The sequence below is a fragment of the Bradyrhizobium sp. CCGB01 genome (assembly GCF_024199795.1).
In the GTDB taxonomy this organism is placed as follows: Bacteria; Pseudomonadota; Alphaproteobacteria; order Rhizobiales; family Xanthobacteraceae; genus Bradyrhizobium.
In genome coordinates this window covers 7,286,816-7,302,631 of the sequence record NZ_JANADK010000001.1, presented here as the reverse complement: position 1 = coordinate 7,302,631, position 15,816 = coordinate 7,286,816, and the positions used below count along the sequence as shown (strand labels likewise).

The following is a 15,816-nucleotide window of genomic DNA, read 5'->3' as shown; positions in this document are numbered from 1 at the left end:
GGGCAACTCGTTGGGAGCCAACCGGCGATCTGAACTTCAACGGCCTCAGAGAAGCTCGGGCAATCGATAGAGTAGGCGCCGCGCCGTTGGCCAGCCTGCGTTGACAAAGATATCGAGGCAGGCAATCAGCTTCTCGCGCCGATCGGGGCTGGCAAAGATGCCGCGGTGGTCGGCCAGATACACCCCCACGATCGTCACAAACCGATTGATCGCCATAGGCTCGAACTCGTAACCGTGTCGTGGACCGCCGGTGAGAACTGCGTGCACGATGAGGTCAAAGACGGTCTCGGGATCGGCAGGGCGCAGGAAATCTAGCAGCTCGATGAGGTAGTAAATTGTATGCGGGACGGCGACATCGCCAAGACGTCGGATGATCGGCGTCGCATCCCGCAGAAATGCACGTTTTGAATCGATGCCGGCCAAGGGGACGTCCTCGCTGCCCTGCGCCGCTGCGCCCGATGAGAAATAGAGCTGGTCGCCAATCTGATCGGCAAGACGCGCACAGGCGCGAACGCGGTTGCGCTCTGTTTCCGTGAGTTCGGCGTCGCCCTTGGCATAAAACGCATCGAGGCAAGACGCTGCGCGCGCCACCATTTCGGCCGCCAGCGACTGGAAATGCGTGCGAAGCTTGACCTCGATGGTCTTGTGCAGTCGATAGCCGCCGGTGATGTGGCCGCGCATGCTTGCAACGACGCGCCCGAGCTCGGCGTCATAGGTCTCCGGTTCGGCAAGCCAGGCTTGGATCAGGCTGTGGGCACGCGGCCGGTCATACCGGGTCCACAGAAACGTGACCACGCTGGCAATCCCCTCCACCATGCTATCGCCATGTACATCCTCCTCGTCGCTGGCGCGCGGGTGCAGCTTCAATGCGAGATCTTCGACGCGCTCCACGTCGTGATGGATTGCCCAGCAGAGGAAGCCGGTAAGGGCCGTCAGCACAGCCTTGTCGGTCGCGCTCGCGACGTATTGCTCAGCAATCCGCCAGAGATCCGCTCGCCTAAATTCCCAAAGGCATCCGAAATGGTTGGCGAACGCGTACCGAACACCCGCGTTCGGGTCGTCGCGCAGGGGGTCGATCGTGGGAAGTATGCGATCCGCCAACGATTGAGAGATTGTACAAAGGCGCAACGCCGCATCGGTTGCCGATGCGCGCGGCCCGCGATCGGTGGCTTTGCCCGGGACTCCTTCCGGACGACAATTCGTCAGCATTGGTGACACCAGCGTCCAGAGACGCACCGCCATCGCGGAATCTTTTCTCAAGTCGCTCTGCTCGCGCGCAAGCTTCGGCAGCGCATAACCCAGCTGATCTTCGGCATACGCGGTGATGCGCGGCGCAACCCCGTCGACGCTGGCGCTCTGGATGGCTGAGGCCACGGCTTCGGCTGCCGCAAGCCGGCTTGGGAAGTCGCCGCCAGCCTCATCGACGATTTCGATGAGGCGGAGCAGCTTCGCGTTGGCGGGCGCTTTGGCGTCAACCTCCTTGGGAAGCCAGTAATACGGTTCGACCGGCAGGCTCCTCACTTCGAACTCGTAGGTTCTGCGATTGTCGGTCGAAATTTCCTGGGTCGTGGCCGCCGTCACAAACCCGCGCGCTTGTTCGGTGGTGAGATTGGTTGGGCCAATGGCGCCAAACAGACGGCCTAAAAACGCCAGTTGCGTGCGTTCCGGATTCTTGAAGTCCGGGTAGGTGATGGTGCAGGCGCTATTCTCGAGCCGCTGCCGTTCCGATGGATCGACCAGGGGATAGACGGCAGCGACGAGATCAATGGCCTCTTTTGCCGTATCCGATGATCGTAGGATCGGCGTTGCGCTCGCATATGGCCACAGAAGTTTGCCAAGAACCGCCGCGCGCTTGGCGCCGACGAGAAATAACCGCGCCCAGAGCACCAGCGGCTTCGCATGGCGAATGACATATTGTGCAAGCGCCCGGGCGTCATCGTCGCTCGCAGTTTCAAGGCGAGTCTTGAAAGCCAAGAGCATGCCGGCCGCATTGTCCGCATGCGCATGGCGATCATCGGGATTGGATGCCCAGATGTGACTGTCATCCTCGATTAGCGTCAGCGTGGCACCGGCAGTTGGGAGATCAATGGTGCGAACCTCTCCGTATTTGCGTCGGACATAGCCTGCTAGCGCGGCGCTGATGGCACGGATGGCCGTTTCCGGCTGCGCTTCCAGGAAGCGCGGTACGATCTCCTTCAATTCCCATTTTGCGTGATCATAGTCCTGCCGCCGGTTGCTCGTTAAAGCGAGGATCTGGCTAGAGCCCATAGACGTCTTGCTGTCGTCGCTGACGCTGTAGCCGAAGACCACCCCAAAGATCTCAACAAGGAAATCGGGATCGGCATCCAGAAGCAGCTTTGCCTGACGTGCGAGCGCCGGGATGTCTTCATGCGCGTGGGTTTCAAGGCGCGCGGCCGCGAGCGCCTTCGCCAAGAGGGTGCGCGAGGCAACCGCATCCGAACGGTAGCTCTGTGCGACCAGTTCGATCGCGATAGGCAGCAAGGACAGGGCAGGGGGGCGATCGAACGCGTAGGAAAACAGCGCGCGTGCCGCAAGGCCAAAATCGGCCAGAATGGCGGGATTCGTGAGACGATCGCTGAACCGCGTCAGAAGCGTGCGGAACGGCCAGGCCAGTCCCTCCAGCTCGGTGCTGACGCGCGCGGCAAGATGGCACCATGCGGCATCCACGACTGGAAGCCCGTCATCAACGCGCACAACTATCGAGCCCACCACGTGTGCAAAGGCGCCGCTGGCGGCTTTCCGGCTGGCATGGTTCTGCAAAAGAGAAAGAAAACCTTCCAGGTCATCTTTCTGCCGCGGCTGCTCCGATGCGATGCGGGCCGCAATGCTGCGCGCCACGGGGTCGACGCCGGTGCCGCCAGCGAATAGCGAGACGGCTACCCAGAAGGCCTCGCGGGCAGGGTCGTCATTCTCCCAAAGTGCTTGCAACGCAAAACCAATCGCAGGCGCCAACATCAGCGACAAGCTGCGGTCATTGCGCAGACGATCCACGGTCGCCGCAATATTCAACGGATCGATGAAGAGGCGGCTCGCCGCGTAATCGAACAAGATGTGGTGCCGGAAGCCGATCAGTCGCACATCGGACAACAGCATCACGACGCCGTCTTTTTGAACGGCGTCGAAGGCGGCAGGATCCGGAGCCGCCGCCGTTGTGCGCCGCGCCCGCAAGCTTCGATTGGCGACCATTTCGCCGACCGCCTCGCGGAGGCAGAGCTCAGCGCCACTGCCGTGTTGTTCGACGCGCTTGCGCCAATAGAGCGCAAGTAGTGCGACTTGCGATGCGAGGCTGTTGAACGCCTCGGGCGTGGCGCCATTCGTGATAAGTTCAGCAAGTAGCCGTGTGTTAAAGGGAACGCGCGCTAGATCGTGCAACTTCTCGCCGCCGCGCGTGATTGCCTGGTCCAGAGGTGGCGCGTTAGCGCGCAACGCCGAAAACTCGGCATCCGTCCACGGCGGCACTGTGATGTGACGGATATCGAGAAAGTCCTTGCTCGCATAAGCCGCCGATGGCGGTGTCCCTTTGAACAACGAACGGAACTGTTCGCCCATCCGCAAATCGAACGAGCGAATGGAGGCAATCACCCTCCAGCGAGCGGAGGGATACTTGACGGCGGCGTCGATCAGGCTACGAAAGACTTGCTCGCCCGCACCGCCCCGCGTGGCATCCAGCGCATCGATGAACAGAAACGCAGGTGTTGCCCCCGGCCAATTTTGGAGGACGTCGACGACGCGGTGTTCGAGCCCAAGCTCCAGGCGCAAGCCCTCCACCGAGGCAACCGGCAACTGATCGACCGCCAGCTCAATGACATCGTATTTTTGTTCGCGGAGCGCGGTTGCCGCAGCGCTGATGACGGCACTTTTACCTGAACCGGGCTCGCCGATAACAAGGAAAGACCCGCTTTGTGCGGCTTCCATCACCGCTTGAGTGACGTGCCGCGGGACGGTGATATCGACGCCGGAGACAGTCGTTTTCTCAAATTCCGCCAACCGGCGGCCCATCTCCACGCTATATCGGGCAAGTTGCGCCACATCCGCCTCGTAACGCGGTGGCGCTTTGAGTGAGATGCCAAGAGCGGACAAAGCGCTACGAAATTGCAGGGGGCCATCGCCGAGCCTAGCTTCCATCAGGTGCTGACAATGCTTTTCGATCGCCACGAAGGCATTGGCTCCGGTGCTCGGTCGAGTGACGAGATGGCCGGCTCCCGCGACGGCCGCAGCACGGTCGGCGCCCGCCATATCGAATGGAATTACGAAAAGTAGGGGAAGGAGTGCACGAATGTCGCTCTCGCGGGCGGGCGCCTTGGTAAGGGACTTCCACTCCGCTTTCAGGGCTTGGACGAATGTCGTTAAGGCGTCCTTCTGTGCCTTGGGCAAGGGGGCCGCGTATTGCGCGCGGCAGGTGTTCAACGCGCGCGCGAGGTCGCGGGTCACGCTGCCACTCGATGTCGGGCCTGCCGCCAGCAGCAGGCGATCTTTGGATGGATCCAACGGCCGATCCCATCCCTTCCTCCCGTGGCCCCTTCTGGCGCTATGCCAGAGTCGGATCATTTGCCCAGCGGTTTTCCGCAAGTCGCTGTCGGCCTTGCCGGATAGCGTGACCCCGGTCTTGGCCTGAATGAAGATCCAACCGCCGGCATCGGTCTCGATCCCGCAATCGTCGACAGCGGCTTCACTTTCAAACCGTATCCCGCAAGGCTTTGCGCCACCTAGACCAAGGCGGTCATCCATGACGGTCTCTGCGAGCATCTGGACTGCGAAAACGGCGCCGACGGAGGCTTGGAAGGTCACGCCGGCAGTCGTTGCACTACCGCCAGCCCGTGCCAGTAGGTCGGCGGAGCTTTTTTTCTTGGCACTTGCTTTGGACGCAGATTTGCCGCCCGGCAAGGTCCGTCCCTTGCCTGACTTTCCGGTGGTCTTCTTGACAGGCCCCTCGGATGCCTTCTTTTTTTTGAGCGTCGTCTGCTTGCGCGGCGCAGCTCGCATCTTGCCCTTTGCCATGAGCGACGAATTTAGGTTGTAGCCCGGCCGCCGCAAGCGTGCTCAAATCAGGAACACTTTCAAGGACCTGCCCCAACGCTTTGTGGCGAGGGGCCGCCGGCCACAGCGATTCGCTTCGGGCAGGAGGCCGTTTTAGTTTCTGGTTTCGCTACGGCCGCAGACGGACCTCGACGATATCATTAAGCGGACCGAGCTACGGATATTGGGCATTTCCCAAAAGCTCGGAAACAAGAGGCGATATTCCCGCTGATAAGCAAAGCGGAAGTCCGTCGATACAGTTTTGCCGATACGATCGTTGGGCCTGCGCTGGCGTCAAACTGTGACACTTGTCGCGCGCTCGATTTGACGATCCGCAACGACTCCTTATTCTAGTTTCGCGAAGTGGTATCGATGTAGCATCAAAATCGGCGAGTCTGTGCCAGGTTTGTTGCAATCGTCGATGCTAAAAAGTCCCCGAGCCGGCATTGATGAAGGACCGCTGATCGGCAGATTTCTGAACGTGTTGGTTTCCGAAAAGGAAAGCTCTCGCTTTTTTGGGGGCAGCCTATTCCTTAGGATTGGCGCCTCACTCAAACTCGGCGTCGTTGAGCACTACGTAGGTGAGCGACTGAGGCCGGAGGTTTAGGTGACTTCTAATAGCGACAAGCGTTTTGCTCGGCACTTATCAAGGACGCGGTGATGCGAGCAAGGCACTGAAGAAGATGCTTACGCTCCCGAGCCGCCGCGGTGATCAAACAGCGGGAACCATTGTCCGTAAGTAGCACACAAGTGTGGAGCGACCTATATTGAGCATCCTTGATGAATTGAGCAAGAAGGTAGCCCAGAGCCTTGTTGTGCCCTTCCGCGCGAGCCGCAGCTTCGCTCGTACTCTTATTTCGGCCCAGTCCAAAGCGGAGCTTCGTGATAACTCTCTGACCGCCGAATAGAGAGCTAGGGGGAGCCGGCGGAATCCTCGGCGAAGTCCGGATCTGCGCGTTGATGCTCATCCGGGCTGCTCGTGCCGAGGAAGCTTTCTATGAAACTCCGAATCCACTGTAACTGATGTTGTTTGCTTTGCTGCTCTCTGGGACCTGATTCAAAATATCGAGATAGGCATAAACATAGTGATGGCCCACCCCCAAACCATACGGAAACTGCCAATACACGTAGTCGCCTTGTCCTGGATTGTACCCTGGGGCTGCTATGTCTGTTCTTGACGCGCCCCCATCAAGCTCGAGGCGAATCTTGAATGGCCCCGACGCCTTGTTGCCAATGTTCGCAAGGCTGAAATAGACGACAAAAGCTTGTCCCGGTTTCGGGAATTGCGTTGGTTGAATCCATGTATTTAGCCACGTGAGTTCTGCGCGTTGAACCTGTGGACGGCCGTCAGGAATACGAGCAGCGGCGGCGGCTGTCTGCACGAGGCGGTATAGAGGTACGAACCCTTGCGTCTGATTTGCGTAGACGTAGCAGGCAACTCCTTCGTCACGATAGCCCAACGCTGCAACAGCATTATCCCGTTCAGCGAGATCTGTTGTATAGAAATGGTCTCCGATCTTTGTGCTGACGCAACGGTAGAATGGAGTTACTCCACCTCGAGGTTTGTCATAGACGTAGCAGGCCTTGCCTTCGCCCCTGTAGCCGTATCTTTGGACGGCGAAATCCGCCTCCACAGCGGACGTGGTGTAAAAATGATCCCCATTGTTCGGGTTGTAGGCGCGAAATAATGGGACGGGCGCTTGAGGGTCGCTTGCTCGGACAAGTCTGTGGAAGGCGACGGCATTCGGTCGAGGCGCCGTATAGACGAAGCATTTAGTGCCTTCATCCGCATAGTTAAGATTTGCGATGGCGTTGTCTCGCTCGAGCACCGAAGTAGTATAAAAATGCTCCCCGGTATTCTTGCTTAGGAGGCGAAACAGCGGGGAGTTCTCCGCGGTCTTAATATCGAAAACATAGCATGCGACGCCCTCACTAGTATAGTTGAGGTTGGCAATCGCATTATCGCGTTCCGCCGCGGATATTGTGTAGAAGTGGTCGCCATTAATCCCGCTCACCATGCGATATAGCGGTACGCTTCCAAAGAGCTGACTCTCTAAGACGAAACAGCTTACACCCTCGCTAAGATAACCCACGTTCGCGACCGCATTGTCGCGTTCGGACGCGGAGGTTGTGTAGAAATGTTCACCAAGGCCTCTAGGGTTAACGAGAGGGGAATCAGGTGCGATTACCCAGCACGCCGTCCCTTCCGACTTGTAGTTGGAATTCTGAACGGCGGCGTCGCGTTCAGCGGCAGAAATCGTATAGAAATGATCTCCGGCCATCCTTCCTCTCCACAGGCTCTTAACCTTACATGAGATGGACTGATTGCTGCGTCTCTATCAAGCACGTTCCTGAGCGCCTGCTGTTCGAACGCTGCACGACAGTCGACCGAAAGCCAGTCCTCTATCAGCAGCGCCTCGATTAAGCCTCAGCAGAAGCCCACGGGCATCGGATACGGACAATTTTCACGCCCCCTAAAAGTCGCCCGGTTCTTCAGTTCACCCCATTCCCTCAACTGGCCACAAATCGGAACGTTGCCGCAGAGGGGGCAAAAGAAAGTTCTCGTGCCAGCTAGACTCATATCCACCCCCTGACCCCATGAGCAGAGCTTTTCGGTGCACGAGACTCCCGTTTTACAGGTACGATACCCGTCAAAATAAAACGACTGTCTTGTGGATCCTGCGGGCTCGGTATTACCTCCTGTAACTGGCCCACCCGCTGGCCCCTGTGTGGGGATTTGAACCTTTATTGAAACTTGGGCTTTATTGTTCGTCTCGTCTCGTTCGACAATCTGATTAGGATAGTCGATGTGCGCCTCATACCTGACGGGTGCCATATTGCCAGGAAGCAGGGTCACGCCCCGAGGTCCCCGCATATAGCCCACGGCGGGGTAGACCAGGGTGATCGTCCAGCGTCCGCCTTTGTTGAGGGGGCCAAACCGACAGATATCGGTCGTCGGATCAGGCTCCATCCCAACACCAGCTGCTGGATCGCACCTTATGGTGGAAATAAGCGGTTGCGTTTGAATTGAGACTGGCCGATGACCCGCGAAAGTCGTTGTGAGCTTCAGAAGCGCTTTCTGCACATCGGCCCCGCCTTCGGCGATTGTAGGTGCGCCGGATCGAGGTACTTCAAGTCCTCCAACTGGAGGGGTGGGTACAATCGGCGGCGCGTCTCTGAGCAGAGATGGTCGGCGTGATCCGGGTGACGTATTGGCAATTATGATCTGGATTTCGTAGGCCCTGCCGACAAGCACGTCGACCGGCGCCGCGCTCATGGATACGGTAAGATCGGGCAACGTTCTGGGCTGTGCCTCTGCCTCCCACGCTACTGCAGCTCCGATAGCGACCCCAGCAAGGATCGTCGCGGCCTTTCGTGAGAGAGGTAAGATCCTGGCCATGCTGTTTCTCACCAGCGGCACGAGGAATTTACACCCTGGGCCGCAAGGTGTCGATGCCCCACTGCGCAGGATTCAAGCTTCCTCGCGAGGGTTATCTTCTTTTGATGGTCTTCGGCTACCAGCGGTTGCTACCACCTAGCGGGGGGGCTCGATCCCGAATTTTTTGAGATCGCGATTGGCCTTCATCAAATCAAACAGCCGGGGAAGGTCAGTCAACGCATTGGGGCTTTCGCGCTCACGTCGTTCGATGATCCAACTGCGACGTTCCGGGTCCTCAATCTGCTCCTCTTCGGCGATGCACATCAGACGGTTGGCCGTCCGTCGGTTTTACCGAACCCAGTTCAGGAAGGATCATATTCATCCTGCTGCTGTCTTGCCTGCCTCTCCATTTTGACCCGCTCGCGCTCGTCCTCTTCTGCTTGCGCTCCATGCGTTCCCAGTTTCGAATTTCCAGCCAGCCACTCAAAACCGGGATCAGCGACAGCAAATAGACGAGCAGGAAAATATTGAGGAGCCAACTTGCGGCTGTTTCACCCATGTAGGCTTCGATTAGACCACGCAGCCAAAAGGCGATGGCGATCAGAATGCCGCCGCCCACAGATGTGAAAATGGCTTCCCGCAAGTCTTTCCGATTGAGGATCATCGCTCTACTCTCAGCCCTAGACCCGCTCAGCGCAGGGGCTAGCTCATGAGCCAGCCGAAACAGATTATCCCTGCCAAAAGCACGAACGGCCACGCACCCATTCATCGAGCTTGTCCCACAGTCAGCCCGCCGCGGCGATCACAAGTAACGCCAGCAGCAGGCGTGGACGAGGTACCGGGCAGGCGTCGATATGATCGGGCTCGGCACAAGTGAAGCTTCCATTGTCATACCGGCAGCCCGCGTAGTCCCAGTAAGTTTGAAGTTTCCGGCAGGAGCGCGACCTTTCGAGGCTTTGCCTTCATCCTGGACTAGGACGCGGTGTCATGCTTCTCCACGTAGCTCCGCGCAACCCGGTCAGAGATACCCTGACGTAAGGAGCCAATCAAAAATGGGCGGTGTATTGCCCGACGCGACAGCTTGATCCAAACCCGCGTAACGAATTTCTTCGTCGATCTCATCGAGGAATGACAGGGATTCCACGACTGCACAGACGGCGCGGATCAAAGCGTCAGCGTCTTTGTGTAGTTTAGGAAGGTTGAAGGGGGCCAGCCTTGCTGCCTTCTTCCGCAGCGGTCGTGGGGGATGTGAGCGGCGTCCTAGATCAGTGATACCAGCCTCCGCTGGGCGTCACTGTCGCCATCGATGTACCTTGCGTGGTCTGGATCGAGCGATGCCAGCCAACAACTGAACATCGCGCAAGGAGCCACCGGCTTTATGTACAAGCCGGGCCGCACGCGTGATGAATGTTCGGCGGCCCGAATGCGAGGAGCAGCCGTCAAGACCGATAGCTCGGTAGGCGCGGCTAAACCAGATGACGATGTTACGCGCTTTCATCTTGCCGCCCCGCTCCGAAAGCACGACGGGCTGTGAAGGTTCGGATTTCCCTCGGAGCGGGGAGAGCGCCTCTCGAAGGGCTGCATGGAGAGGGAATTCGGCCATGGCCCTTCTTTGCAGCGCCCTCCAAGGCTGGGCTAATGGCACCGTTCGGATCGAGAACCATCTCCCACGTGAGGTTCGCAATCTCAGCGGCTCGAAGGCCAGCTTTCACAGAGAGCAAGACGATCACGCGGTCTCGAAGCGGATACCGAGTCGTTTCGGCAAACAGAAGAAGATTGTCGATCTGGTCAGCAGCTAAAATCTTCGCCTGCTTGCCCGGCATAAAGCGCACGCTTTTGAATCTTCAGGCGATTCTATTTACAAAGCATGGCCGCGCAAGCACGATTTACTGGAGCAAATCAGAGCAGCCATGTGACGTGGCACCCGGCTGTCGGTCCCAAAATGGCGGCCCCAAGCCAGACCCTGAAGCGCATCGGTGGGGCCGTCCACATCATCAGCTCCGCCGATCACCCATTGCTTTCCCCCCGAACACGCGCCAATCTCATCCCTGACTCCAGTCTCGCCCGGAGGAACAAGCCGGGCAGGTCAGCTTCTGCAAAAGAAGGGAGCGTTCGCCGTGGAAATTCTTTTCCGATTCATGCTCACCCGGCCGGCGGTAGCTCAGAGCGAAGACGCTCCTAGCATTTTACTGGCGCAAGAATCTCCTTTCCAAGCAGCGCTCAAAGCGGCCGAGACAAGTCGTAATCGCCGGGAGGCCTACAAGGTCGCCGCACGTGACTTCGTTAAATCATCAGCTTTTATTGGTGATCCGAAACTCTTCTCTATCGCCAAAGAATTGAAGGCGCTCGCAACTGCATTCGACACGTTAGAAAAGAAAGAGGCGGTGACGAATTCGGAAGCGACCCAAGCCGTTGATGACGCTTTCGGAGCACGCCCGGACACTCTCGCGCTACGAGGGTCGCTCAATCAGCCGATCTCTTCTTTGAAGGATAGTTTGATTGCGATCAAACTTCTTCCTGAAGAGCATGAAAGGCCCATTGAACAGCTCTCGCGCCAGCTTCGCGACTTAGAAACAATTCTTCAAATTTCCAAAGTCGACGACTTTCCCGCAAAAGGGGCTGTGCTCTGGCGGTATCGGCGTCGATCGTTTCGCCTTCCAGATATCTTGCTTCCTCCTTCCGCGCTGTCCAACTCCGAGCAAGAGAAAGAGGAGCAGAAAAGACGTGAAGAAGAAGAGAAGAAAAGACGAGAGAACGCTCAAAAGAAATTCGATCTCTATAAGCACCTGGGAACAACAGTCGAGGTCTTAAAGAGGCTCGGAACCGTCCGAGACAATATCCAATCAACGCCGCAACGACCGGCTGTGGGATTCATGGTCGCCCCTCAGTGGCGACCGGTGCAGGTTTTTTCAACCGAAATGGGTCAGCGCCAGCACCTCTCGCAGCTGAATCTCTTGCGCACTGAGCTCAACATCAGGAATGAGTCTGGCGCTGCGGGAGCAACTGGAACTCCAACTCCCGCGACGAGAACAATTCCGAATGTCGAACTCGGCCCCAAAGTTGAAGGGAGCGCTTTTCCGGCGCTAAAACTGCAAAACGGAACAGGCGAATTCACACCCCTCTTGCCTGGTGAGGCAAGCTTTCGGCTGAAACCAGCGGTCGAACTTCAAATGCCCGAAGCCTCTCGCGCGTCGTTAAAAGAACGAGGGCTTGCGGTTTCCGAGCGCCCACTTGATCAAATTGTAGAGTCTCTTCGAAGCGAGCAGACAGCGTTAGCGAAGGAACTTGAATCTCTTTTTGGCAGGCCAACGCGGACAAGCCTCAAGCGAATCGGAAACACGCTCGTCAAAGTTGCGACTCCTCTTGCGTCAGACTGGACGACTCTGGTCTTAGGCTCTGGCGTTGGAACACTGACCGGGCCGCCCTTGCCCTTAGATCCCCGGGTCCCTCACTCCCACGGCAAAGTGGCTCCTTCGGGAATGGCCGATCTCTTGATCATCAAACAGCAGCTGATCAAATATGAAGCGGCGGATGTGGCTCACATCGAATCCATCTTAAAAGGCGAGAAAAAGGATCGCGAGCACTCGCGCCGCCGAGAGACCGAAGAGGTCACATTCCGCGAAAGCGAGACCACCACGACCGAAGAACGCGAGCTCGAATCGACTAACCGCTTCGAGATGTCCCGCGAGACGGAAAACACTTTGAGAGAGGACGCCTCCCTTAAAGCAGGCCTCACTCTGTCAGGAAGGTACGGGCCCACGGTTGATTTTTCCGCGAGTGCAGAGGGGTCTCTCGATCGCACCAAGGAAGAGGCGACGAAAACCGCGGCGAAATTTTCGCAAGAAGTAACGGAGCGCAGTTCCAGAAAAATCACGGAGCGCGTTCTTCAGCGAGCCTCGCTCCGGGTCACCAACGAAGTCATCGAAAAGAACCTGCACACTTTGGATAACACCGACGGCCCCGCGAACATCAGCGGCGTTTACCAATGGGTTAACAAAGTCTACGAAGCGCAAATGTTTAACTATGGCTTGCGCACGATGTTTGACTTCACGGTGCCAGAGCCCGGTGCTTTCTTGATCGCGGCCCTTGAGAAAAGCCATGCCCACGCCATGGAGCTCGAAAGGCCGTTGCCTTTCACTCTTCGACCTAATGAGATCGACGAAATTAATTATCACACTTACGTGTCGCTCTACCGTGCAACGGATGTCACGCCTCCGCCGGATGAGTACAAAACGAAATCATTTGATTTCAAGGCGGGCGGCGGAGACGACAGCACGGATTACGATCATTCCGGCCAAATCGTCATCGACGAAGGATACCAAGCCGTTCATGGCAGTGTCGGCAAAGTAGCGAACATCTGGGAAGACGCCGCCACGGTCGACGTGGTTCTCGGGAAGCGGACACACCGTTTTCCCAAGGGCGATTGGATGTGGAGCACGGACTTGGATCTGGAGACAGATTCGATTCCGTTTGCTCTAAACACGTACAAGATCAGTCATGTGGCAATTGCCGGTGAAGTGAAATGCCAACGCACCGAGCGCGCGATGAGAAAGTGGAGGCATGAAACTCACGCGAAGCTCACCCAAGCCTACAAGGTGCTTCAGGCCGACTACGAGGAGAAACTGGCGAACCTCGAAATGCAGGTAGGTGTTGCGATCAAAGGAAAAAGCCCAGCGCTCAATCTGCAGTTAATGAAGGATGAACTGCGAAAGAACTGCGTGGCAATTCTCACTGATCAGCACTTTGAACGATTTGGTGCGGTGGCGACAGGGTCCCACGGACTTCCGGAATCGGACCTTTACGAGAACGAGGCCGAAGGACCGTACGTGCGCTTCATCGAGCAGGCGTTCGAATGGGAGCATATGACATGGGTCACGTATCCGTATTTCTGGGGACGTAAAAGCCAGTGGGAGTCCAAAGTCTCTTATGAAGAAAATGATCCCGAGTTCAACCAGTTCTTAAAGGCCGGATATTGCCGGGTCGTAGTTCCCGCGCGTCCCGGATTTGAGGGCGCTATCGATCACTTTATGCATTTTGGCGAGCCGTGGAAGGGAAAGGGACTGCCGCCGATCTCGTCTCCACTCTATCTTCCGATCGCCGACGAAATCGCCGAACGATTGGCGAGACCAGGAGAAGAGGTTCCGCAAGGGGATCCGTGGCTCGTCCGTGTCCCGACAACACTCGTGCATCTCCGCGCCGACGACAGGCTTCCCGTTTGGATCAAGAACGCCGCGGGAGAGTGGGTTCCGGAATAAATGGCTGCACATCCTTTTGTGTTGGCAGGACCGATCGTGCGCAAAGCGACGCGCGAAATCGTCTGGTTTTGGGTGGCGTGCAGTAAAGAGATCAAAGGGTCTCAGGCTCGCGTTGTTCCCTACAACAACGACGGGTCGATCGCTACAAGGCTTGTCGACAAAGCCTTCAAGGAAATTATTTTAAGGATCAGCGACGAATACCGAATGAGGATCGGCGAGAATATCTGGATTGTCCTTTGCTCGGCCGTGCCGAAATCGGGATTGTTTCCGACGGATTTGATCTTGGGCTATGACTTAATCCTGAACACCGAAGAAAACGGTGAACCGAAAACGACGAAGATCAGTGATCTGAAACTCAGAATCAATTATCCCCCGTTTGATTTGCCGACGTTCATTATCGGTGAAAAGAAAAACTCGACGCTTGCGACCGGATCGTGTCGCCGCCCTGGGGCGCACGGCGAAGATGCTCACAATGTCTTTGATGAATTCATGGCCACGAACGCCGCGGATCCCGAGAAAAGGCCCTCAAGTCTTCTTCTCAGCGGCGACCAAATTTACGGCGACGATGTGGCTGTTCCGCTCTTTAAGGCGGTTCAGAAAATCGCGAAAAACGTCTTTGGCTATGTCGAAAAAATTCCGAAAGCAGACGGGTCGGGCTACACGTCAGTTGATTACTTTACCCACGAGAACCCCAAGTGGACGGAAGAGCCCGGCGCAGGTCGCGGATCGAAATGGGCTCCCGGCCCCGAGGAGCTTTGGTCGGGTCGTAAGCAGTTAAGCCATAGGATCACGAGTCCAATCGGATTCAGCACAGAAGATGGAGAAGCTCATCTTCTCTCATTTGCGGAGTATGCTTCGATGTATTTAGCAGTGTGGAGCCCCGAGCTTTGCAAGCTCTATGGGGTCGACGACGGCTCGGTCCCGAATTTGGAGGATTTCCCGACGGCTGTGCAGTCCAGCCGCCGAGTCATGGCAAATATCGCGGTCTACATGCTCTGCGATGATCATGAAGTCACGGACGACTGGAACCTCGATGAACCCTGGGAGACGGCGACAAAGGCGAGCCCGCTTGCGACAAGAATCATCTCGAACGGTTTGGCAGCCTACTGGGCTTTTCAGGCGTGGGGAAACGAGCCCGGCAAATTCAACAAGGACTTTCGCGACACTCTCTTCAAGCATTTCGAGAGACTTCGAACAGGCAAGGGGATGCCGGGCCCGACGTCGTACTTTTACGACAAACAGCTAATGAACTTTCATTGGACCTTTACGGCAGCGTCGAACCCGAAGGCAATTTGCGTCGACACGCGGACTCGGCGCGAATACCGGAGGGGTGAGTCGGTCGTGTTGAGCGGAAAAAAAGTGTGGCCAGCGATCAAAGAAGAGATGGATCAACAGGGTTTGCCTAGAGCCGGGCTGCTGCTTTTGGTTTTGCCGACGCCGTTTTTACCCCATCGAAGCATGCTCTATATCCAAAGTAAGCTCTTTAAATATCCCTCGGATCGCTATGAAGGGGATTACGAGCTTTACGCTAACAACACGGTTCAACGCTCGGAACTCATGGACTGGCTTAAGAATGAAACCAATCTCAAGGCGCTAGTTGTTTTTTCGGGTGACGTTCACCATGGCTCTGTGGTGACCGGACGCTACGCCTGGGGCGCCGATATGAATGAAATGATGAAGGGCAACGCTCAGTTCGTCATTCGTCTTGTGCAGGTCACAAGCAGCCCGATCAAGAATATTAAGAAGGATGCTTACATGGATAAGAAGTGGTACACGTTCTGGACGGACCCCGGAAACATCGGCGAATCGATCATTCCGTCGTGGGAACAACAGTACGCGATCCGTTCTCAAGGTGTCATCGCCATGCATGCTTCCGTTCGTGATCTCAAAGGACCACTCGGCCGGAAAACCTATGTTTTTGAAAACCACTTTTGCGTTGTCAAAATGCCGCTGAAGGCTGACGATCCGTCCGACATCATGTTCGTTGGGGTGAAAGACGGGAGGTTGAGAACAGCGAACATCACTGTCGATACGGACAATGACGCTACGAAATTCCGATTCATCAAGGGGTTCCCTCCGCCGAATTGAGTGAGCTGGTGGCGTGGGTCGGGGCTTGCAACAGATGGAGATGCACCTCATCGCCGA

General features: G+C 56.9%; 6 protein-coding genes. 2 read left to right on the top strand and 4 right to left on the bottom strand.

Annotated elements, in window-relative coordinates; all coding sequences use genetic code 11:
* Positions 1-45 precede the first annotated feature (45 nt).
* The 4 genes from NLM25_RS34410 to NLM25_RS44540 form a co-directional block, all read right to left on the bottom strand.
* Positions 46-5,019 carry an ATP-binding protein gene (locus NLM25_RS34410; RefSeq protein ID WP_254139822.1) on the bottom strand — a complete coding sequence of 1,658 codons (4,974 nt, stop codon included), beginning with the start codon at positions 5,017-5,019 and terminating at the stop codon, positions 46-48.
* A 1,013-nt stretch (positions 5,020-6,032) separates the two neighbouring features.
* Positions 6,033-7,319, bottom strand: a complete 1,287-nt coding sequence (locus NLM25_RS34405) for a CARDB domain-containing protein (protein WP_254122262.1) — start codon at positions 7,317-7,319, stop codon at positions 6,033-6,035.
* A gap of 1,392 nt (positions 7,320-8,711) precedes the next feature.
* The gene (locus NLM25_RS34400; protein ID WP_254139821.1) at positions 8,712-9,080 is read right to left on the bottom strand and encodes a hypothetical protein; all 369 of its coding nucleotides are present in this window, start codon (positions 9,078-9,080) and stop codon (positions 8,712-8,714) included.
* Positions 9,081-9,900: 820 nt separating this feature from the next.
* On the bottom strand, positions 9,901-10,239 hold the full coding sequence (locus tag NLM25_RS44540) for a tyrosine-type recombinase/integrase (RefSeq protein ID WP_375166948.1): 339 nt from the start codon (positions 10,237-10,239) through the stop codon (positions 9,901-9,903).
* 294 nt (positions 10,240-10,533) lie between these two features.
* Here NLM25_RS44540 and NLM25_RS34395 point away from each other — a divergent pair, with 294 nt between their 5' ends.
* A complete protein-coding gene (locus NLM25_RS34395) occupies positions 10,534-13,671 on the top strand; it encodes a hypothetical protein (protein WP_254122256.1) in 3,138 nt (1,045 codons plus the stop codon).
* Positions 13,672-15,759, top strand: coding sequence for a hypothetical protein (locus tag NLM25_RS34390; RefSeq protein WP_254122254.1), 2,088 nt, complete (start codon positions 13,672-13,674; stop codon positions 15,757-15,759).
* The last annotated feature ends 57 nt before the right edge of the window (positions 15,760-15,816 follow it).

Coding starts and splice junctions, on each gene's coding strand:
- NLM25_RS34405 (WP_254122262.1), bottom strand. CDS start 7,319: ATGGCCGGAGATCATTTCTATACGATTTCTGCCGCTGAACGCGACGCC.
- NLM25_RS34410 (WP_254139822.1), bottom strand. CDS start 5,019: ATGGCAAAGGGCAAGATGCGAGCTGCGCCGCGCAAGCAGACGACGCTC.
- NLM25_RS34390 (WP_254122254.1), top strand. CDS start 13,672: ATGGCTGCACATCCTTTTGTGTTGGCAGGACCGATCGTGCGCAAAGCG.
- NLM25_RS34400 (WP_254139821.1), bottom strand. CDS start 9,080: ATGATCCTCAATCGGAAAGACTTGCGGGAAGCCATTTTCACATCTGTG.
- NLM25_RS44540 (WP_375166948.1), bottom strand. CDS start 10,239: ATGCCGGGCAAGCAGGCGAAGATTTTAGCTGCTGACCAGATCGACAAT.